The following is a 19,733-nucleotide window of genomic DNA, read 5'->3' on the forward strand; positions in this document are numbered from 1 at the left end:
CTAAATCGAGTTGATGCCGACGAACGAGCCGGTCGAGGAGGCTGATCGGACGGAGCTGCCCGCCGTGAACGCCCACTGTCTCTCGACCGAGCGAACCGTGTTCACCGAAGAGGGGAACGAGGACGGCTGGATCTCGACGGATCTGACCGTCGACGTCCGCCGCTAGAGGCTGTCGTCGCCGAGGTAGCGCTCGATGGTGTGTGCGTCCTGCTCGATCGTAAGGAGTCCTTCTTCCAGCGCCTCGGCCGTGCGCTCGTCGCCGACCGATCGGGCCGTCTCGATCGCCTCGCGGACCGTCACCGCGAGCGTCGCGTAGCCGTCGAGGTCGCTCGCGAGCGCGTCGCGCAGCGCGTAGACGTCGCCGCCCTCGATCCGCATCGGCGCGTGCTCGCGGATCCCCATCGGACCGTTGACGGGGACGCCGCCCAGCGCGTGGACGCGGATCGCGAGCTCGTCAGTGAACTCGCTGAGGCGGTCGGCCTGTTCCTCGAGCCGTTCTTCGATCTGGTGGGACTCGACGCCCGCGACGGTCCAGTAGTGTTTGCGGAGCTGATTGAACAGGACGTACAGCCCCGAGAGACAACGGTTCACGTCGTCGATCACCGCGGCGGCCGCCTCGGGATCGAGCCGGATCTCGTTGTCGCCGACGCTCCCCCACTCGCGGCGCAGCTCCTCGTCGGCCGGGTGGCGGAGGTGTGGCGCACTCATCGGTCCACCTCCACGAGCGCGTCGTCCTCGAGGTAGCGCTCGATCGTGTGGGCGTCGTCCTCGATCGTCTCGAGGCGGTCCGAGAGCAGTTCGTAGCTGGCCCCGTCGCCGATCTCGTCGGCGGTGTCGATCCCCTCCCGGAAGCTGACCGCCAGCGTGGCGTACGCGTCCAGATCGCCCGCCAGCGAGGCACGCAGGCTGTAGAGGTGCTCGGCCTCGAGGTGGACGGGCGCGTACTCCTGGATCTCCGGCGGCGTGCTCACGGGGACGCCGCCGATCTCCGTGATCCGCTCGGCGACCGCGTCGTCGATCTCGCGGAGCCGAGTGTAGGCGTCACCGAGGAACTCCGCGACTGCGCCGGACTCGGCGCCCTCGGCGCTCCAGTAGTGTTTCCGCACGAGGTAGAAGAGGTTGAACGCCCCCGCGTGGGCGACGTTCAGCGCCTCCACCATCTCGGCGGCCTCGTCGGGGTCGAGCCGGACCGCGTTCTCGTCGACGGTTCCCCGTTCCTGTCGGACGGTCCCGCCCGGCAGGTCGCGGACGAGCCGTCCGCGTTTGGGCTCGGACACGGTTCTACTCCTGGACGAGCGTGTCGTTCTCGAGGTAGTGGTCGATGTCGTGGGCGTCGTCCTCCAGATCCTCCAGCACCTCGCGGAGGAGCTCGGCCGTCGCGTAGTCGCCGAGGTCGGTCGCGAGGCCGACGTGTTCGCGCACGTTCTCGATCACGTCGCCGTACGCCTCGAGGTCGGCCTCTAGCGAGTCGCGGATCGCGTACACGTCCTCGCCCTCGAACTCGACGTAGGCGTGCTCCTCCTGTGCGGCGGGGCCCGCGACGGGGACGCCGCCAAGCGCCTGCGCGCGCTCGGCGATCGCGTCGGCGTGGCCCTCGAGCGTCCCCGCGGCGGCGTCGAGGAACTCGTGGAGGTCGCCGGACTCCGCGCCCTCGACGTTCCAGTGGTGCTTTCGCACCTGGTGGTAGAGCACGTACGCCGACGCGAGATCGCGGTTCAAGGCGTCGACGATCTGTTCGGCCTTCTCGGTGTCGATGCGAACGGCGTTCTCCTCGACGGTGCCGGCACGCTGTCGGGCAGTCTTCTGAGTACTCATAGTCGGTTACAAGTAGGGACGGGAGACGGATAAATCTTGCAGCCGATACCGCCCGATTTCGAGCGTTTCGGGCGGCCTAAACGCCCGATATAGGGGTTTTGGAACGCCGGCGTATCGGGCGGCTACTCCTCTCGGTCCCCGTATATGTCCTCGCCCCAGCCCTCGCCGTCGGCCGTGTCGTTCCGGTCGATGTAGTCCTCAAGCACCTCGTAGACGGTCCGGGCGAGGTCCGTCAGCGCGGTGTCGATCGTCGCGAGGTCGTCCGAGTCGAGCGACACGCTCACGTCCTGCTCCTGCCAGTCCTCGGGTATCTCCGGCACGTCGAACCGGAGTCGGTCCTCGGTCGGATCCCAGTAGAAGTCGATCGCGTGGAACAGCCCGAGATCGCTGACGGCGCGGGCTTGCCGCTCGTCGAGGTCGGTGTACTCCTCCCACTCGTTGAACCCTTCCCTCCACGCGCCCGCCTGCAGCAGGTCCTCGAGGTCCTCACGGTAGAAATCTTCCGAGCCGAGCGTGTCGTCGTCCCACTCGAACTCCCGCGGCATCCCACGGTTCGAGAGGTCCGGCGGATCTGGTACTGCGATATCGAGTGACATGCTAGATAGTTCGCCCGGACAATGATAAAGCCCGCCCTCGGGACGAACGCGCCGCTGGCCGTGAAGTGTCGCCCGGAACACTAACTGCCAGCCTCATCCCGGGGCTGCGTGCCGCGTCGGCTGGCTAACCCTCGTGCCGGGCGACCGGGTACGCCCCGGCGGGCGGTCGCTCTCACGACGGATGTTCCGCGCCCGGGTTCGCCACGCTGTCATCGCTCCCATGCGGGAGTGCTCGGGTGGGGACTGAAGGCGCGGACTCGATCTACCTCCCGAAGCTGTTTAAAAGGTGCGTCGGAGCGGTTAGTCGTCGCCGGCTGCCCGCGGCGGCGACACCCTTACTCGTCCGACTCTGGGGCCTCCTGTGGCGTGTCGGTGGCGACCGGCTCGATCCCCTTGCGGTCCGCATCGAGCTCCGAAAGCCCGTAGACGAGCCCGACGAGCGCGAGGACGCCCACCGGTAGCAGCGCGACCGGGGTGATCCGGGTGACGCCCCAGACGAGCAGCAGCACGATCGCGACGAGCGCCACGGTGAGCGCGTAGTACAGCTGCGTGCGGACGTGGTCGACGAGGTCGGCGCCGGTGAACGTCGCCGAGAGCACCGTCGTGTCCGAGATCGGGGAGCTGTGGTCGCCGAAGATGGCGCCGGAGAAGATCACGCCGACCATCGCCGCGATGATCGTGTGGTCGCCGGTGAGGTTCCAGGCGACGGGGATCACGATCGGCGTCAGGATCCCCATCGTCCCCCAGGAGGTGCCCGTCGAGAACGCGATAAACGCCGCGAGCACCAGCACCAGCGCGGGCAGCACCGCGATCGGGAACTGGTCGCCGACGATCCCGGCGACGTACTCGCCGGTCTGCAACGCGCTCACGACCTCGCCGATCCCCCACGCGAGCACGAGGATCGACACCGCAGTGAGCATGAGGCCGAACCCGTCGATCACCGTGTCCGTCGACTCACCCAGCGTGAGGATGCCGTAGAACTTCCCGAGCGCGAACCCCGTGGCGACCATCGCGAACGAGCCGTAGATCAGTGCCGACGCGAAGTCGGCGTTGGTCACCATGTCCATCACGCTCGCGCCGGGGGAGTAGCCGGTCCACAGCGCGCTTCCGATCGTGACGGCGATGAGCACGGCGATCGGCGCGAAGAAGCTCACGAGGCGGGGGTTCGTCGCGCTCGGTTCGCCGAGGTCGGACTTCACGTCCTGCATCGGGCGGGCGTCCTCGCGACTCACCGCACCCGTACTCCAAGATCGGTGCTCCGCGTCGAGCATCTCGCCGAAGTCACGCCCGGAGAACACGATGATCGCGACCATCACGACCGCGAGGATGGAGTACATGTTGAACGGGATGGAGCTGAGGAACACCTCGAACGCCGCCGGATGGTCGGCGACGCCCGCGGCCTCGTACCCGTCGGTGATGAGCGAGAGCTGGAACGCGACCCACGAGGAGATGCCCAGCGTCGCCACCGGCGCCGCCGTCGAGTCGACGATGTACGACAGCTTCTCTCGGGAGATGCGCAAGTGGTCGGAGACGTCCTTCATCGCGGAGCCGACGATCGCCGTGTTGGCGTAGTCGTCGAAGAAGAGCACGACCCCGAGCAGCCACGCCACGGCGCCGACTTTCCGCTGGCTGTCGAGCTTCGCGATCGCCCAGTCGCGGACGGCGTAGGAGCCGCCGAGGTTCCAGATCATCGCGACGCCGGAGCCCAACAGGAGCGTGAAGACGAGGATGCGGACGTGGAAATCCCCGGCGACCGCGGCGACGATCCACTCGAACGTCTGGACGATCCCGAGCCCGCCCGTGTAGATCACCGCCCCGGCCCAGATGCCGAGAAACAGCGACAACACCGCCTTCCGGGTCGCGATCGCCAGCACGATCGCGAGCAGCGGCGGGAGCACTGACAGCGCGCCGAACTCTGATGGCATATTCGTGGGGATATAGCCCGAGACCGTATAAAAGTAGCCGGCAGTTAGGTCCGCCGTGGGAGGAATTCACGCGCTGCTCGGTACGTCTACGGCGTCGACCCCGACAGAGTCCAGCAGGCCAGACAGTCCGCCAACGATTCGTCGGCGCCGCCGGAAACGTGCTGACAGTTCGCAGCCGAACCGGAACTGGGAGCACGAAACTCTCGAAATCAGCAGTTAGCCGGGCTCTCTCCCGCTACCCGAACGCACTTAGGCACGCCACCCCCACAGCGGGTAATGTCCGTTCGTGTCGGCCTGCTCGGCGCCACCGGCGCCGTGGGCCAACGGTTCGTCCAGTTGCTCGACGACCACCCGACGTTCGAGATCGCCGCGGTGACCGCCAGCCCCGAGAGCGCCGGGAGCCCCTATCGCGACGCCGCCAAGTGGCGCGTCGACACGCCGATCCCCGACCACGTCGCCGAAATGACCGTCCGGGAGACCAGCCCCGAGGCGCTGCCGGACGATCTGGACCTGCTGTTCTCCTCGCTGCCCTCCGGCGTCGGCGCCGAGATCGAGCCCGAACTCTGCCGGGCGGGCTACGTCGTCTCCTCGAACTCCTCGAACGAGCGCATGGCCGAGGACGTGCCGCTGACGATCCCGGAGGTCAACCCCGACCACCTCGACCTGCTCGAGACTCAGCGCGAGGAGCGCGGCTGGGACGGCGCGCTCGTCAAGAACCCCAACTGCTCGACGATCACGATGGTCCCGACACTCGCCGCGCTGGATCGGTTCGGCCTCGAACGCGTCCACGTCGCGACGCTGCAGGCCGTCTCCGGGGCGGGCTACTCCGGGGTCACGTCGATGGAGATCATCGACAACGTCCTCCCCCACATCGGCGGCGAGGAGGCCAAGATGGAGACCGAGTCCCGGAAGCTGCTGGGCGACGTGGAGAACGGCGAGCTCTCGCTGCACGACGTGGACGTGTCCGCGTCCTGTAACCGCGTCCCGTCGCTCGACGGCCACCTGGAGAACGTGTTCGCCGAGCTCGAAGCGAACCCCGAGCCCGAAGCCGTCCACGAGGCGCTGGAGAGCCTCGACAGCGTGGACCTGCCGTCGGCGCCCGAGCAGCCGATCCACGTGTTCGCCGACCCGGATCGCCCGCAGCCGCGGCTGGATCGGATGCGCGGCAAGGGGATGCAGATCTCGGCGGGCGGGCTCCGTGAGACCGCCGAGGGGGTCCAGTACAACTGTCTCGCACACAACACCATCCGCGGCGCCGCCGGCGCCTCGGTGCTCAACGGCGAACTGCTCGTCGAGGAAGGCTGGGTCTAGGCAGTCGGCCGAATCAGACGACGCGGTTCTCGATCTCGCCGCCCGCTTCGAGCGCCTCGTAGTTCCCGGCCACGATGTCGGCCAGCCGCTCGAAGTACACCGGGGAGTGGCCCGCGTTGTGGGGCGTTATCCGGACGTTGTCGAACCCCCAGAGCGCGTGGTCCGCCGGCAGCGGCTCGGGGTCGGTCACGTCGAGGAACGCGGCGCCGATGGCGTTACCCCGGAGCGCGCGGACCAGCGCCTCGGTGTCGACGACGCCACCGCGGGCGATGTTGACGAGGTTGGCGTCCGCCGGCATCGTCTTGAACGCCTCGTCGTCGAGCAGGCTCCGGGTCGCGTCCGTGAGCGGGCACGCGAGCACGACCGAGTCGCTGCGCCGGAGCGCGTCGTGGATCTCGTCGAAGCCGAGCACCTCGTCGGTCGGCCCGCCCTTCTCGGGGGTGTAGCGCACGCCGATCGTGTCGACGCCGAACGGCTCCAGCCGCTCGACGACCGCCTGCCCGATCGCGCCCATCCCGACGACGGTGACCGTCGAGTCGTAGAGCTCCTGACTCCCGAAGGACTGCCAGACGCGCTCCTCCTGCTGGCGGGCCGCGCGGGGGAAATCCCGCGCTAGCGAGATCAGCGCGCCGATCACGTACTCCGAGATGTTCGGCCCGTGGACGCCGGAGGCGTTGGTGACGGCGACGCCGGCCTCCTCCAGCGCCTCCATCGGGAGGTGGCCCGTGCCGGCGTAGGAGCAGGCGAACAGCTCGAGGTTTGCCGCTCGGTCGAGCATCTCGGGGTCGACGTTGAAGCCGGCGACGACGCGGGCGCTCTCGATCAGCTCCCGCTCCGCCTCGGGCGTCCGGGCAACGGCGATGTCGGCGTCGGGGAGGCGCTCGCGCATCGCATCGGCGTACTCGTCGACGGATAGTCCGTGGATCTTCTGGCGCAGCAGTAGCACGTCTGGCTCGGTCATACTCGCGGCGTCGACCTGCGGCGAAAAGAGTGTACCCTTCTCGGCAGGTCGCGGTCGTCGTCGGCCCCGCTAGCCATCGGTCCGGGGAAACGCTCAACCGACTCGCCCACGCAGTACCGACATGTCACGAGAATCAGTCGTACGGCGGTACTACGCGCTGGTCGACGCCGGGGAGTACGACGCGCTGGTCGAACTGTTCACCGAGGACGTCGTCTACGAGCGCCCGGGACAGGCGACCATCGAGGGACGGGAAGCACTTCGGGAGTTCTACGAGACGGGCCGGCCGCTCTCGAACGGCGAGCACGAACTCCACGCCGTCGTCGCCGACAGCGTGGAGCAACGCTCCGCTGGCAATCGGACGCAGTCCGATGACGGGGACACCGTCGCGGTCCGCGGGACGTTTCGCGGGGAGCAGGACGGCGACGCCGTCGAACTCGGGTTCGCCGACTTCCACGAGTTCGACGGGGAGTCGATCGCGCGCCGGTACACGTACACCGACCGGGACACCGTCTGAGCCGGCCGGCGTTCACACCACCGGCGGCGCCGTCGGGTCCGTCACGACCGGGATCACGCTCGCCGGCACCTCGTCGAACCACCGGACTTCGAGCACCTCTTCGCCGTCGTCCAGCCGTGCCTGGTCGACGCCAGCCTCCCCACCCACGGCGTCGGCGGTGAAGAACACTTCCAGCAGGTACCCCCGCCGCTGGGGGTCGTCCCGACGGACGAACCGCTTCCTGACCGCGCGCCACACGCCCGTTATCTCGCAGTCGACGCCCGCCTCCTCCCGGACCTCGCGCCGGGCGGTCTCGGGGAACGTCTCGCCCGGCTCGTGACCGCCGCCGGGGAGCACCCACATCTCCGGATCACGGTCGTCGCGGAGCAGGAGGACGCAGCCGTCGTCGTCGGTGACGCGGGCACCCGCGGCGCCGCGCTGGCCGCGATCGAACATCTCGACGCCGTGCTCGAAGAACTCGGGATCGTTGAGGCGGGTGACGTCGACGACGGGGAACTGTCCGAACCGCTCGCGGAGACCGTCGAGGCGGTCGTCGATCGCACGGCGCGTGCGGAGCGAGAGCGGCGCGGGCATCGCGGGTCAGGGCTCGCCGACGCCCTCGTCGGTGATCAGCGTGTCTACGAGCTCGACCGGCGTCGCGTCGTAGGCGGGGTTCTCGATCTCCACCCCCTCGACGGGCTCGCGCATCACCTCGCTGCCCGGGCGGAACTCGTTCTCGAAGCGGAACTCGTCGATCACCTTGGTCGAGGAGCCGACGACCGTGACGGGCACGTCCTCGCGGTCGGCGACCGCGGCGATCGGGTAGGTGCCGATGCGGTTGTACAGCGTCCCCTCGACGATGCAGTCCATCCCGACGATCACGCGGTCGACCTCGTCCATCACGTAGCCGGCGGCGCTGTCGACCAGCAGGTGGGGCTCGACGCGATCGATCCCCGCGAGCATCCGGGCGGTCTTCCGGCCGAGGTAGCGCGGTCGGGCCTCGGTGACGTACGCCGTCAGGTGGGTGCCGTCGGCGCAGGCGGTCTCGACGGCTTCGAGGACAGTCGAGGAGTAGTCGTGGGTCAGGATCGTCTCGCCGTCCTCGAACGTGTCCGCCGCGTGGGCGGCCGCGCGGCGCTTGCCCGACTCGACGCGCTCGACGGCGTCCTCGATGGCCTGTTCGAGCAGTGCCTTGGCCTCCTCGGGCGTGTCGCCCTCGTCCACCACCGCGTCGGTGATGCTGCGCATCGCGGCGTGGAGCGACGCGTGGGAGGGATTCGCCCGCCGGAGCGCGCCGGCGTTGTGTTCGAGGTCCCGATCGAACGCGTCCGCGGAGACGTACTCCCGATCCAGTAGCTCCCGGAGTGCGGTGGCGGCTTTCACCGCGACTGCCGAGGAGGAGTGGCTCCGCATCTCCCGGATCTCGGCGACCGTCTCGTCGATCATGCTCGCCGCTGGGGTCGCTCGCCCGATAGGTGTTGCTACTCGGCCGGCCACGGCGATCGCGCTACCGGCGCCCGCGACCGGCGAAAGTCACGTGGTCGTGCCACACCAACGTCCACCATGGCCTACCCCGTCACCTACTACTGCCCGCGCTGTGGCGCCGTCCACGAACTGGAGCGCGAGGGGTATCTCGCGGACAAAACCGTGACGCCCTACCCTCTCGAAGGGTGGGAGTACGTCGCCCCCGACGAGCCGTTCGAGGACGAGGACGACGTCGACGGCGTCCGGTTCGTCTGTGGTGCGGACGAGGAACTGTTACTCACGGGCGAAGAGCTGCCCGACGCCGCAGAGGCGCCCGACTCGGGCTGCGGCGAGCCGTTCTACCTCTCGTTCGTCCGGTTCGAGGACGGGGAGGAGATCCAGCCCGAGCGCGGCGACGACCGCGTCACCATCGGCGTCGGCCCGCAGCGACCCCGCGGGCCGGACAGTCCCGGCGGCCCGAACGGCCCGACGGGGGAGTGACTCAGAGCGCGTCGAGTAACGCGTCGACGCGGTCGGCGTAGGCGTCGATCCCGCGCTCGACGGTCGCCTCGTCGGTGAAGTCGAGCGTCGGCCGGAACGCCTCGTTCGAGCGGACGCTCCGGCCGCGGGCGAGCATCTCGCGGTACTGTTCCGGCGCGAGATCACCCTCGCGGAGCGCCCGCACCAGCGCGAGCGCGCCGACCGAGCCGGTGGCGTAGAGGTAGGCGTGGTACGGCTCCCGAGCGAGGTCGATCTCCTGCCAGCCCGCACCGGCGTGCTCGCCCAGCTCCACGGGCGCTTTGAACTCGCTGAGCAGGTCGCGGTGGCGCTCGTCTAACGCGTCCGGGCCGGGGTCGGCGCCGTCGGCGACCGCGTCGTGTAGTTCGTGGACGAACGTCGCTCCGCGAGCGGCGCGGTAGAGCGGCAGCTTGTCGAGGAACACCGAGCGGGCGTGGAGCGCCTCGGCCCCCGACCACACCTCGGCGAGGTGGTCGACCAGCAGCGTCTCGTGGGCGAACGACGCCACCTCGCCGGTGTGCTCGGGGACGCCCTGATCGATCGGCCACTGCTCGTCGGCCGCGAGTTCGCGGTTCGCCGCGTGGCCGAGCTCGTGGGTGAACAGCAGCAGCGCCCGCAGGCTGCCGTCGTAGTTCAGCGCGAGAAACGGCCCCTCGGCGACGGCGGTGTTCTGGATCGCCTTCGGCCCGCGGCGCTTGTTCGCCGTCTCGCGAACGTCGACACGGCGCTCGTCGAGGATCCCGGCCACGCGATCGACGTACGCCTCGCCGAGCGGGGAGAGCGAGTCGAGGATCAGCTCCCGCGCTCGATCGTAGGGAACTTCGGGCGCCTCGCCCGGCGGCAGTGGGGCGAGGAGGTCCCACTCCCGGAACTGGTCGCCGTCGGTCGCCTCGCGGCGGGCCTCGAGCAGGTCGTGGTGCGGGCCGAGTCGGTCGGCGATCCCCTCAATCACGGTCTCGTAGGCGTCGGTCGGGTACGTGCCGCCGAGGCTGGCGTCGCGGCCGGCGAGCCGGCGCGCCAGCGCGGAGTCGTAGTCGCGAACGTCGGCCCGGCGACAGTCCGCGCGGATCCGCCCGACGTACGCCGACGCCATCCCGTGGCGGTGACGCCGAAGCTCCTCGCGGAACCGCTCGTGGGTGACACGGCGGACCTCCCGATCCCGAGCGCGCAGCAACGCCGACTTCGCGGCCGGCGTCACCCGGCGCTCGCCGTCGGTGGTCTCAACTGTCGGCGGGGCGACGTCACCGTCGACGATGGACCTGCCCACGTCGCTCCCGCTCTCGAGGGCGGGGTCGAGCTCCGCCAGCACGGACTCGGTCTCGCGAGAGAGCGCGTGGTCGGCGCTCGAAAGCAGGCGGTCGAGGTGTGCCCCGTGTCGGTCGAGTCCCGGCGTCGACGCGCGGAGTTCCTCGACGTGCTCCCGGCCGGCCTCGCGGAGTTCCGGGACCAGAGACCCCATCGCCGACGCCATCTCGGCCGCGAGATCGCGGTAGCGGGCGAAGCGTTCACGGGCCGCCGTGTCGGTCGTGTCGACGTAGCTGGTGAGGAAGGCGTAGAGGTGGAGTCTCCCGAGCCGGCGCACTTTGAGCTCCTCGACCAGATCCAACAGTTCGAGCAGCGTCTCGCCGTCCTCGGCGGCACGGCCCTCGTAGGCACGGAGGTCGTCGAGCCGGGCCTCGAACGCGTCGGCGGCGCTCGCCCAGTCGTCGGGGGAGTCGAACACGAGTGACGGGTCCCACTTCTCGTCGGCAGGCACCTCGTCACGTGTTGGCAGGGACATGTCCGAGTAGTGGTGGATACGGACCAAAAGTGTTCGCCGAAACGAGGAACAGTAAGTTACCTGATTTTTACTGCTCGCGCAGCCGCTCGTACACCGTCGGGTGGCTGAGGAGGTTCGCCGCCGTCAGCGCGAACAGCACCACACCCGCGAGGACGACCACCTGCGTGTACGGGTCCGGCGGGATCAGGAGCGCCGACAGCGGGACGGCGACGACGAGGATGGCGAGCGCGATACCGACGAACCGGCCGCGCCGCGTTTCGAGCATACCCCACGTACGCTCGCCCCGACGTAAAGCTCAGCCCTTGATGTTGCAGACCGGGAACGTCCGCGCCACCTTGTCGCCGATGTCCAGTTCGTCGCTGACGCGGACCACCTCGTCGACGTCCTTGTACACGCCGGGCGCCTCCTCGGCGATGGTGGCACCGGAGTTGGCCTTCACGTAGATGTGCTCCTGCTCGGCGAGATCGTCCTGCACGTCGCCGCCCCAGAACTCCCCTTTGGCCTGCGTCCGGGACATCAGCCGCCCCGCGCCGTGGGCGGTCGAGCCGAACGTCTCCGCGAGCGAGCGGTCGCCGCCCTTGAGAACGTAGCTGCCGGCGCCCATCGATCCCGGGATGATGACGGGCTGGCCCACGTCGCGGTACGCCGGCGGTACCTCCTCGCGGCCCGGCGGGAACGCACGGGTCGCGCCCTTGCGGTGGACGAACAGGTCGCGCTCCTCGCCGTCGACCTCGTGGGTCTCGCGCTTGGCGATGTTGTGGGCCACGTCGTACAGCAGCTCCACGTCCGCCGTCTCGACGGCGTCGAACACGTCGGCGAGGGTCTCCCGGGTCCGGTGGGTGATCAGTTGGCGGTTCACCCACGCGAAGTTCACCGCCGCACACATCGCGCCGTAGTACTCCTCGGCCAGTTTGGAGTCCGCCGGCGCCGCCGCGAGATCCTTGTCCGGTAGCTCGTCGAGCAGATCGCCATGCTCCTGCTCGATCCGGCGCACGTAGTTCGAGCAGATCTGGTGGCCCAGCCCGCGGCTGCCACAGTGGATCAGCACGACGATCTCCCCCTCGGTGAGCCCGTAGGCGTCGGCGACCGCGTCGTCGAACGTGTCGGTGACACGCTGGACTTCGAGGAAGTGGTTGCCCGAGCCGAGACTCCCCATCTGGTTCATCCCGCGGTCCTTGGCCTTCTTCGAGACGTACTCGGGCTTGGCGTCCGGCCGTCGCCCCTCGTCCTCACAGTGTTCGAGGTCGGCCTCGGTCGCGTACCCCTCCTCGACGGCCCACTCGACGCCACGTTCCAGCGCACCCTCGACGGCGTCACGACTCCCGCCGACGACGCCGCCGCCGCCGAGGCCGGAGGGGACCGCGTCGAACAGCGCGTCGACGAGCTCCTCCTCGCGGCCGCGCACGTCGTCGTACGTGAGCGGCGTGCGGAGCATCCGGACGCCGCAGTTCGAGACGACCACGCCGTTGGCGACGAAGTTGTGGGCGTCGTGAGAGACGCCGATGTCGTAGACTGGCTTCTTCCCGATCCGTTTGATGGATTCGATTTCGACCGGGACCGTCAGGTCGTCGGCGACAGTCGTGTTCTCACAGAACTCCTCGTAGTCCGGGAACGACATCGGCGGGCGCGGCCGCCCTTTCCGTTGCTTGTAGATGCTCCGATCGATGAACCGATCGTTCACGGCGTCGAACCGCTCCTTGATCTCCCGAGTCGCGACCCCACCGTCCGCGAGGGCCTGTGCCTTCTCGGCGATCCGAACGCGCTCGTCGATCGTCCGCTCTTTGAGCTTGAGGTACTGTGCCGCGAGGACTGCTTTCCGCCGCTTCTCCTCGTTGTAGCGGTAGCCGACGGTCGTGAAGAACTCGGTGAGTGTCTCGGAGTCGTTCTTGATCCCGAACCTGAACCGCTCGGTGTCGTGTTCCTCGTACTCCTCGACGTGTTCGAGGCTGTTCGTCCGAACCCCGATCTCGTTGAGGTGGCGCATGAGGTCCTGCATGAACTCCTCTCCGGCCTGGGAAACGTCGCTGCGGCGGTTGTGGGACACCGACGGACAGTAGAGGTTCTTGGCCGTCATCGCTGCGGGGGCGCTCATCTCCGCCCCGAAGAACGTCGAGAGGTACAGCGCACGCTGCCAGTCGGGGAGACGGTCGAGGTAGTCGGGCGCCGTGAACTCGGAGTCGACCTTCGGGCTGTCCGGGGCACCGAGACGCAGGAGTAGCTCCCGCAGCGACTTCGCGCCGACCTTCACGCTGTGTTCGGTGTGGTCGAAGCGGTTCCCGCGGACCTCGTGCTCCCGATCGCGTTCGTATACCGGCGACGGCGAGAAGCCCAGCGCGGCGATGTCCTCCCGGATCGTCCGGAGGTCCTCCTCCTCACCGTAGAACCACGTCTGGTCGTCACGGAACGCCCCGTCTCCGGTGTGGAACCCCACGAGCTTCAGGAGCCGCGGGAACGTGTCGTCCGTCGGACGGAGTGGCAGCAGCCCCCGTTCATTCAGTGCTTCCACGAGTTGGGGGTCCTCGTCCTCGAAGTCGTCTTCCGTGAGCAGGTCGAACTCCGGCGGCTGTTCGTCCTGGAGTCCCTCGAACGGATGCGCGAGGATTTGGTCACCGTCATCGAGATCGTCGATTTCGACCATCCCGTTCGGCGTGCGGACTGGATGGTCGGCAGTCGCTTCGATCGTCTTGCCCGTCTCCGTCGTCAGTTCGTGGACAGTCTTCGGCGCTGACTGAGTGAACAACCGGATAGAGGACGACACCTCGCCGTCGTCACCTGCTGCAACGACCGCGTCCTGCTCGTCGAAGTCCCGCCAGAGGTTCTCGATCTTCCGTTTCCGCCCGTGCGAGAGGGACACCTCCGATCCCCCCGTAAGGCAATTAATGTCGAAGCCGACCGCGCCGGGCGAGATGCAGCCGTCCTCGGCGTCGATCGCGCCGACGCCGCCGACCGGGAAGCCGTACCCTTGGTGGGCGTCGGGCATCGCGAGGGCGTACTTCGTCATCCCGGGCAGTGCCGCGGCGTTTTTCAGTTGTTGGAGGCTGTCGTCGTCGCCGATGTCCTCGAGCAGCGCCTCGCTCGCGAGCACGCGGCCGGGGACTTCCATCCCCTCCTCCTGTGGGATCTCCCAGACGTGCTCCCGGACGCGCTCGAGCGTCACGTCGCCGAACTCCATCGTGGTCATGCTCGGGCGTCGGGGCCGGAAGAGAAAGACCGTTGCGTGTCAGTCGGCGGTCGCCGTCGGCTCGTCGGTTCGCTGCTGTCGCCCCGACTCGTCACCCAACCGCTCGGCCAGCCAGCGGTCGAGCGAGTAGGCGCCGCCGCCCGTGATCACCAGCACCGACACCAGCCCGAACAGCGAGACGTGGGCCATCACGGGGTCGTCGGGCAGGCCGAACAGCGTGGTCGTGAACATCAGGATCGCGACCCCGCAGCCGGCGCGGGTGAACAGCCCGAACGCGAGCGCGATCCCCAGCGCCGCCTCCGTCAGCGCGGCGCCGACGACCCACAGCTCCGGCGAGACGGGGACGACCGCGGTGAGGTCGTACTTCGCGACGACGCCCAGGGCCTGCCCGGGCATGAGCAGCTTCTGGACGACCCCGAGGTAGACGAACGAGAACCCCAGCCCGACGCGGACGATCACCGGGACGAGCTCGTCGCGGGCGGCGAGTCGCTCACCGATCGGCGCGAGCGTCTCCCGGATCGGGTCGATGCGCTGGTACACCGTTCCCCCGACGGCCGACATTCGCGAGAAGACGTGGTCCGCGCTCGGGCGCCCGCCGCCGAGCAGTAGGATCGCCAGCAGCCCCGGGAGGAACTCGAACGCCAGCAGCAACGCCGGACTCAGCAGGAGGCCCACGAGGTAGCCGAACAGCCCGATCGCAGCCGCGAGCCGCGTCGCGAAACCGAACACGAGCAGGAAGCCGACGCCGATGCCGAACAGCCGGACGAGCGCGCCCGGAAGCCCGAGAAAGTCGGCGGTCGCCGCCGGCGAGAACAGGTAGCCCGTGAAGCCGGCGCCGACCATCGGCAGGCCGATCGCGAGGCGGGCGAGCCACGGCAGGAGGTCGTCGTAGCTCCGGAGCGTCCGCCGGAGGACGGCGAGGTCCAGCCGGAACGGCCGGAGCCGGAGCCAGCCCGCGCCCGCGACGACAGCGCCGGCACCGCCGCCGAACAGCAGTGCCAGCGCGAGCGGGTCCGCCGCGACCGCGGCGAGCAGTTCCGCGGCCCGTTCCCCGCCGTCGCCCGGCGTGACGTACCGGACGTGTGCCAGCGCCCGATCCGGAACGACGGCGAGCAGCACCCCGACTGCGGCCGCCGCGGGAGCGATGTGGCGCGTCATACCCCCAACTGTGTCCGGAGGGGCAAAGGCGTTCGCCCGGGGGAACTACGTCGATCGGGGACGGAGGCGCCAGCATGGCGACGACGAGACGCTGTCCCGACTGTGGCGTCACACTCGAAGAGATGACAATGCGCACCTCCGACGGGTTCGAACTCCACCTCGTCACTGACGAGCCCAAGGAAGGAATTCTGGGGAGCCTCGGCGCGAAGGAGAAGGTGAAGCCGACGACGTACGCCTGCCCGGAGTGCGGGCTCGTCCGGCAGTACGTCGAGGAGTGAGCCGGCAGCGAGGTTGGCTACACACAGCCGCGGCAGCACGCTCCTCGCGAGCGATCGAACGTCGCTCGCCGATCGCGAGGCGAGATCGGTTACACACAGCCGCGGCAACACGCTCCTCGCGAGCGACCAAGCGTCGCTCGCCGGTCGCGAGCCGCGGCTGGCTACACGTCGAAGACGACGTACGCCTCCCACTCCCCGTCGATGCGCTCGAGTCGCATCTCGGAGTACGTCACCGCCTTCACATCCCGAGCGGTCACCGCCGAGAGCGGGACACCCCGGTAGCTGGCGTCGACGGTCCACGCCTCCCCGTCGGCCACCTCGGCCGCGTTGTCGACGGGCAGCACCGACCGAACGTCGCGCTCGTAGATGAGCTGGTCGAGGTAGTCGTACAGCGCCGCCTCGCGGCTCTCGGCGGTCAGCCGGAGTTCGGCACGCTCCCCGCCGTCGGGGGCGTCCGCCGGCGGCCACTCCTCGCACATCGCCGCCGCGAGCCCGTCGGCGACGGCGGCGAACGTCGCCCCGAGCGTCGCGCCGCGGGCCGCGACCGCCACGTCGGCCGTGTGCTCGCGGAGTTCGAACGCCGCCATCAGCCCCGGCCACCCCGGTCCTCGTTCGCCTCGTCCTCGGGCTCGCCCTCGGTGGCGTCGCGCTGTTCGTCCGCGCGATCGGCCGCCGTCGCCGGGCGTTCCTCAGTCGATTCGCGATCGGCGGCGTCACGGCCGGCCGCCTCCGCCGGAGGCTCGTCGGTTTCCCCACGCTGCTCGGCGTCGCGGCCGGCCGCCTCCGCCGGCGGCTCGTCGGTCCCCTCGCGGTGGGCGGCGTCCCGGCCGGCCATCTCCGCGGGCGGCCGATCGGTCGCGTCGGCCTCGGTGGCGTAGCGTCCCGACTCTTCCGCGGGGGTGACGTTCGCGTCGCCCGTGTCGACGCCGTGGGCTCGCTCCGCGGCCGTGTCGGCGTCGGCCGCGGGACCTTCGGCCTCGGGGCGTTCGCGACGGGCGATGTCGTCCGGCGTCGTCGCCCGCGCGGGTTCGACCGACTCGTCGTACGTGTCCGATCGGTCGGTGTCGACCGGCGCCGAGCGGCGGATCGTCGGCGAGTCGTCCTCGGGGTCGAACTGCTGGTCGGCGTGTTCGACGCCGGCCAGATCGCGAAGCTGCTCCTCGGACATCCCCCCGCTCGTGGCGCCCTCGCCCCCGGCGACGGCGACACCGCTGGTAACGATGGCACGGATACCCTCCTCGACGGTCATGTCCACGTCCATCACGCGGTCTGCGGGCATGTGGACCAGATGGCCCCCCATCACGGGGTTGGGCGCCAGCGGGAGAAACAGGGTGAGCATCTCGGCGTGGCCCGCCGGGTCCGAGAGCGCGTCCGGCGTCTCGGTCGTGACGAACCCCAGCGTGTACGCGCCCTCGTGGGGGAACTCCACCAGCTTCACCTCCCGGAAGCTCTGGGTGTCGGACTCGAGCATCACGTCGCTCATCTGCCGGAAGGAGTCGTAGACGCCGCCGACCGCGGGGATCTGGGAGATGAAGTAGTCGAAATAGTCCACCGCGCGCTCGCCCCACTTGGTGGTGTTCGTGAAGATCCCCACCACCATGATGATGACGAGGAGCACGACCGGCGTGGCCAACTGGATCACGAACACGCCGACCGGGATGTCGCCGATGATCGGGAGCTTCACGCGGCTGTCGGCGGCGACGATCCCCTGTGCGAACCACGAGAGGTAGTCGTAGACGTACTGGAACCCGATCGCCAGGACGATCACCGTGACCAGCATCGGCACGACGACCGCGAGCCCCGTGACGAACGACTCCCGGAGGGTCTCGCGGGTCGACTTTCTGACGCGCTGGTCCATCCGCAGATCCGACTCGTCCATTCGTTCCAATCAACGCAGTGACTCCCGCTAAAGCCTTCGGCCTCCCCGGAGTCGCGGCGTCGCCGGCCGGCCACGGCGCCCACCATCCTTTCCCCGACGCGACGCGTTGGTCGGGGTATGGCCCTCATCGACGGACTGCTCGTCGGTATCGTCAGCCTGCTCGTCGGCGCGCTCGCGATTCACATCGGCGCGAGGGTGGTCGTCGGCGACGAGCCGGCGTTCGGCGACGCCGTCATCGCCGCGGCCGTGGGCGCGCTGGTGTACGCGCTGTTCGGCTTCGTCGGCGGGATTCCCGTCGTCGGCCCGGCGCTGCTGCTCCTGCTGTGGATCGGCGTCGTGAACTGGCGCTACCCCGGCGGCTGGCTCAGCGCCGCGGGGATCGGCTTCGCGGCGTGGCTGGCGGCGATCGTGCTGCTGTGGATCCTCTCGCGGGTCAGCCTCGTCGAGATCGGCGCGCTGGGCATCCCGGGTATCTGAGCCCGAGCGTTTATTCCGGCTCGCTCTCCCGGAGGAGGCATGTACCGCCGAATACTGATCCCGACGGACGGGACCGCCCCCAGCGAACTGGCCGTCGAGGAGATCGTCGACGCCGCCGTCGACTACGGCGCGGAGCTGATCGTGATGGGGACACAGGGCCGGACCGGGTTCTCCAGGATCGCCACCGCCGGGAGCACGGCCGAGCGGGTCGTCCGACTCACGGCGATCCCGACGCTGGTAGTCGGCGGAGTGGGCGCCGGAGCCGAGTAGTCCGTGGCTCTGCACTCAAGCAGTCCCATCAACGACGAGCAGCAGGCCGACGACGACCGTGAGGCTCCCGACGACGAACCCGACCAGCCGCGCGTTGTCGTCCATCTCGATCTCCGACGGCTGCTGGGTCGTTCCCGCCGACTTGAGCCAGCGGTTGAGCCAGTCGATCGCCGGGTGGTCGATCGCGAGGAGGGCACCGCCGACGGCGAGGAACACGCCGAACAGGACCTGTTCGACTGCGACCATAGCGGGTAGCTGTCGGCGGGGAGGATAGTTCTGTTCGTTGTCGTCGCTCGTGATCGTTGGTGACTGCACAATCGCGGTATTGGCTCCGCGGCCGCGCGACGGAGCGCGCGGCAGGTCACGAGCCGTGATCGACTACTGCGTCGCGAAGCTCTCGGTCACGACCTCCTCGTCGAGTTCGGCCTCCGTCGGCTCGAACTCCTCGCGGTGGACGATGTCGTCGACGGAGCGGCGGAACTTCCGGGGCGTGTTCGTGTCGGCGGCGTTAGCCGCGGCGTGGCCCATCGTCACCAGCATCACCGGCTCGTACTGCTCGTCGACGTCGAACTCCTCGTGAAGCGCGTCGGGGTCGAAGCCGCCGACGGGACAGGTCGACAGCCCCTCGGCGCGGGCGGCGTGCATCAGCGTCATCGCCGCCAGCGCGGTGCTCTTGGTGGCCCAGACGCGGTTGGTCTCCGCGTCGCGGTCGGCCATCCCTTCGATCGTCTCCAGCAGGCCCGCCTTGGCCTCCTCGTTCGGGAGGTAGCCCTTCTGGAGCTGGTCCTCGGCGACCGCCTCGCCGTGGGCGCTGGGGTCGGTGTTGCCCAGCACCGCGACGGCGACGGGCGCGTCGGTGACGTGCGCCTGCCCGTAGGCGACCTCCTGTAGGCGCTCGCGGTTCTTCGCCTCGGTCAGCACGAGGAACTCCCACGGCTGGAGGTTGTAGCTGGAGGGGCTGTAGCGGACGCGCTCGAAGACGGCCTCGATTGTCTCCTCGGCGACCGACTCGTCGCTGTACTCGTGGACGCTGCGGCGGGTCAGGACGGCGTCGTCGAACTCCATACCCGAGACGGGCGGTTCGCGGTTTAATGCCTGTCGAGTCGGCCGTAATTAGGTCACCGTCGGGTCAGCGGGTGGCGTCGACGTTACCGTCCTGTCGGCCGACTCACCGGACGACCGTGACGGGGATCGGCGACTCCCGGACCACCTTCTCGGCGACGCTACCGAGCAGCATGCGCGAGACGCCGGTGCGGCCGTGGCTCCCGACGACGAGGTGGTCGTACGCCGGCGCGTCGACGTCGTCGCTCTCCCCGCCGGCGACCTCGACGATCGTCTGGGGCGGGCGCCCGACCGCGATCTCCGTCCGGAACTCGGCGTCGTACTCGGCGCCGGCCTCCTCGAACAGCTCCTCGGCGTCCGCCTTGGACTGCTCGAACCACTCCTCGCTGCCGCTGGGGATACCGACGCCGGCGCTGTAGCCGGCCTCGACGGGGTTGATGACGTACAGCAGCGTGATGTCGTGGCCGTCCCACTCGTCAATCGCGAACTCCAGCGCTTCCTCGGCCTGTGGCGTCCCGTCGTACGCGACGAGTATTCGCTTGGTCATGACTGGGGGTTCGGGGG

General features: G+C 69.3%; 24 protein-coding genes and 1 pseudogene. 7 read left to right on the forward strand and 18 right to left on the reverse strand.

Annotation, left to right across the window (positions count from 1 at the left end):
• Positions 1 to 13: 13 nt before the first annotated feature.
• Positions 14 to 166, forward strand: a complete 153-nt coding sequence (locus tag BN1959_RS15065; protein ID WP_154018265.1) for a hypothetical protein — start codon at positions 14 to 16, stop codon at positions 164 to 166.
• On the opposite strand, the gene dpsA (BN1959_RS10800) is transcribed toward BN1959_RS15065, so the two are convergent.
• The 5 genes from dpsA (BN1959_RS10800) to BN1959_RS10820 form a co-directional block, all read right to left on the reverse strand.
• Positions 163 to 708, reverse strand: coding sequence for a DNA starvation/stationary phase protection protein DpsA (dpsA, locus tag BN1959_RS10800; RefSeq protein WP_053948666.1), 546 nt, complete (start codon positions 706 to 708; stop codon positions 163 to 165). The genes BN1959_RS15065 and dpsA (BN1959_RS10800) overlap by 4 nt on opposite strands.
• Complete coding sequence (gene dpsA / locus BN1959_RS10805) at positions 705 to 1,277, reverse strand: DNA starvation/stationary phase protection protein DpsA (RefSeq protein WP_053948667.1); 573 nt, start codon at positions 1,275 to 1,277, stop codon at positions 705 to 707. The genes dpsA (BN1959_RS10800) and dpsA (BN1959_RS10805) overlap by 4 nt, the downstream gene beginning before the upstream one ends.
• Before the next feature lie 4 nt (positions 1,278 to 1,281).
• The gene (gene dpsA / locus BN1959_RS10810) at positions 1,282 to 1,815 is read right to left on the reverse strand and encodes a DNA starvation/stationary phase protection protein DpsA (RefSeq protein ID WP_053948668.1); all 534 of its coding nucleotides are present in this window, start codon (positions 1,813 to 1,815) and stop codon (positions 1,282 to 1,284) included.
• Between the two features lie 122 nt (positions 1,816 to 1,937).
• Positions 1,938 to 2,411, reverse strand: coding sequence for a hypothetical protein (locus BN1959_RS10815; protein WP_202594674.1), 474 nt, complete (start codon positions 2,409 to 2,411; stop codon positions 1,938 to 1,940).
• Positions 2,412 to 2,746: 335 nt separating this feature from the next.
• Positions 2,747 to 4,336 carry a Na+/H+ antiporter NhaC family protein gene (locus tag BN1959_RS10820; protein ID WP_053948669.1) on the reverse strand — a complete coding sequence of 530 codons (1,590 nt, stop codon included), beginning with the start codon at positions 4,334 to 4,336 and terminating at the stop codon, positions 2,747 to 2,749.
• 276 nt (positions 4,337 to 4,612) lie between these two features.
• Between BN1959_RS10820 and asd the strand changes: the two genes are divergently transcribed.
• Positions 4,613 to 5,647, forward strand: coding sequence for an aspartate-semialdehyde dehydrogenase (gene asd / locus BN1959_RS10825; protein ID WP_053948670.1), 1,035 nt, complete (start codon positions 4,613 to 4,615; stop codon positions 5,645 to 5,647).
• 13 nt (positions 5,648 to 5,660) lie between these two features.
• Here the strand turns inward: asd and BN1959_RS10830 are convergent, their stop codons facing one another.
• Complete coding sequence (locus BN1959_RS10830) at positions 5,661 to 6,608, reverse strand: D-2-hydroxyacid dehydrogenase (protein WP_053948671.1); 948 nt, start codon at positions 6,606 to 6,608, stop codon at positions 5,661 to 5,663.
• A gap of 121 nt (positions 6,609 to 6,729) precedes the next feature.
• On the opposite strand from BN1959_RS10830, the gene BN1959_RS10835 reads away from it, so the two are divergent.
• On the forward strand, positions 6,730 to 7,122 hold the full coding sequence (locus BN1959_RS10835; protein WP_053948672.1) for a nuclear transport factor 2 family protein: 393 nt from the start codon (positions 6,730 to 6,732) through the stop codon (positions 7,120 to 7,122).
• A 12-nt stretch (positions 7,123 to 7,134) separates the two neighbouring features.
• Here the strand turns inward: BN1959_RS10835 and BN1959_RS10840 are convergent, their stop codons facing one another.
• Positions 7,135 to 7,695 (reverse strand): NUDIX hydrolase, encoded by a 561-nt coding sequence (locus tag BN1959_RS10840; protein WP_053948673.1) that lies wholly within the window; start codon positions 7,693 to 7,695, stop codon positions 7,135 to 7,137.
• Between the two features lie 6 nt (positions 7,696 to 7,701).
• Positions 7,702 to 8,547, reverse strand: a complete 846-nt coding sequence (locus BN1959_RS10845) for a translation initiation factor eIF-2B (RefSeq protein ID WP_053948674.1) — start codon at positions 8,545 to 8,547, stop codon at positions 7,702 to 7,704.
• A 117-nt stretch (positions 8,548 to 8,664) separates the two neighbouring features.
• On the opposite strand from BN1959_RS10845, the gene BN1959_RS10850 reads away from it, so the two are divergent.
• Positions 8,665 to 9,066: a hypothetical protein gene (locus tag BN1959_RS10850; protein ID WP_053948675.1), complete on the forward strand. Its 402-nt coding sequence runs from the start codon at positions 8,665 to 8,667 to the stop codon at positions 9,064 to 9,066.
• Between the two features lies 1 nt (position 9,067).
• Here the strand turns inward: BN1959_RS10850 and BN1959_RS10855 are convergent, their stop codons facing one another.
• From BN1959_RS10855 to BN1959_RS10870, 5 genes and pseudogenes are all read right to left on the reverse strand, one after another.
• The gene (locus BN1959_RS10855) at positions 9,068 to 10,864 is read right to left on the reverse strand and encodes a M3 family oligoendopeptidase (protein ID WP_053948676.1); all 1,797 of its coding nucleotides are present in this window, start codon (positions 10,862 to 10,864) and stop codon (positions 9,068 to 9,070) included.
• 67 nt (positions 10,865 to 10,931) lie between these two features.
• Positions 10,932 to 11,129 (reverse strand): hypothetical protein, encoded by a 198-nt coding sequence (locus BN1959_RS10860; protein WP_053948677.1) that lies wholly within the window; start codon positions 11,127 to 11,129, stop codon positions 10,932 to 10,934.
• Positions 11,130 to 11,159: 30 nt separating this feature from the next.
• Positions 11,160 to 13,718: an RtcB family protein gene (locus BN1959_RS10865; RefSeq protein ID WP_394325253.1), complete on the reverse strand. Its 2,559-nt coding sequence runs from the start codon at positions 13,716 to 13,718 to the stop codon at positions 11,160 to 11,162.
• Between the two features lie 14 nt (positions 13,719 to 13,732).
• Positions 13,733 to 14,045, reverse strand: a pseudogene (locus tag BN1959_RS15505) (RtcB family protein); the annotation flags it as partial.
• Positions 14,046 to 14,084: 39 nt separating this feature from the next.
• Positions 14,085 to 15,203 (reverse strand): DoxX family protein, encoded by a 1,119-nt coding sequence (locus BN1959_RS10870; protein WP_053948679.1) that lies wholly within the window; start codon positions 15,201 to 15,203, stop codon positions 14,085 to 14,087.
• A 74-nt stretch (positions 15,204 to 15,277) separates the two neighbouring features.
• On the opposite strand from BN1959_RS10870, the gene BN1959_RS10875 reads away from it, so the two are divergent.
• Positions 15,278 to 15,481 (forward strand): hypothetical protein, encoded by a 204-nt coding sequence (locus BN1959_RS10875; protein ID WP_053948680.1) that lies wholly within the window; start codon positions 15,278 to 15,280, stop codon positions 15,479 to 15,481.
• Positions 15,482 to 15,642: 161 nt separating this feature from the next.
• On the opposite strand, the gene BN1959_RS10880 is transcribed toward BN1959_RS10875, so the two are convergent.
• A complete protein-coding gene (locus tag BN1959_RS10880) occupies positions 15,643 to 16,068 on the reverse strand; it encodes an archease (protein WP_053948681.1) in 426 nt (141 codons plus the stop codon).
• Entirely contained in the window at positions 16,068 to 17,360 is a 1,293-nt protein-coding gene (locus tag BN1959_RS10885) for a DUF502 domain-containing protein (protein WP_053948682.1), read from the reverse strand. Before BN1959_RS10885 ends, BN1959_RS10880 begins: the two co-directional genes overlap by 1 nt.
• 117 nt (positions 17,361 to 17,477) lie before the next feature.
• On the opposite strand from BN1959_RS10885, the gene BN1959_RS10890 reads away from it, so the two are divergent.
• Positions 17,478 to 17,837, forward strand: coding sequence for a hypothetical protein (locus tag BN1959_RS10890; RefSeq protein ID WP_053948683.1), 360 nt, complete (start codon positions 17,478 to 17,480; stop codon positions 17,835 to 17,837).
• Between the two features lie 39 nt (positions 17,838 to 17,876).
• Positions 17,877 to 18,107 (forward strand): universal stress protein, encoded by a 231-nt coding sequence (locus BN1959_RS10895; RefSeq protein WP_053948684.1) that lies wholly within the window; start codon positions 17,877 to 17,879, stop codon positions 18,105 to 18,107.
• A gap of 15 nt (positions 18,108 to 18,122) precedes the next feature.
• On the opposite strand, the gene BN1959_RS10900 is transcribed toward BN1959_RS10895, so the two are convergent.
• From BN1959_RS10900 to BN1959_RS10910, 3 genes are all read right to left on the reverse strand, one after another.
• The gene (locus BN1959_RS10900) at positions 18,123 to 18,353 is read right to left on the reverse strand and encodes a hypothetical protein (protein ID WP_053948685.1); all 231 of its coding nucleotides are present in this window, start codon (positions 18,351 to 18,353) and stop codon (positions 18,123 to 18,125) included.
• A 132-nt stretch (positions 18,354 to 18,485) separates the two neighbouring features.
• On the reverse strand, positions 18,486 to 19,172 hold the full coding sequence (locus BN1959_RS10905; protein ID WP_053948686.1) for a nitroreductase family protein: 687 nt from the start codon (positions 19,170 to 19,172) through the stop codon (positions 18,486 to 18,488).
• Positions 19,173 to 19,275: 103 nt separating this feature from the next.
• Complete coding sequence (locus tag BN1959_RS10910; protein ID WP_053948687.1) at positions 19,276 to 19,716, reverse strand: universal stress protein; 441 nt, start codon at positions 19,714 to 19,716, stop codon at positions 19,276 to 19,278.
• Positions 19,717 to 19,733 lie beyond the last annotated feature (17 nt).

The organism is Halolamina sediminis (assembly GCF_001282785.1).
GTDB classification, from domain to species: Archaea; Halobacteriota; Halobacteria; order Halobacteriales; family Haloferacaceae; genus Halolamina; species Halolamina sediminis.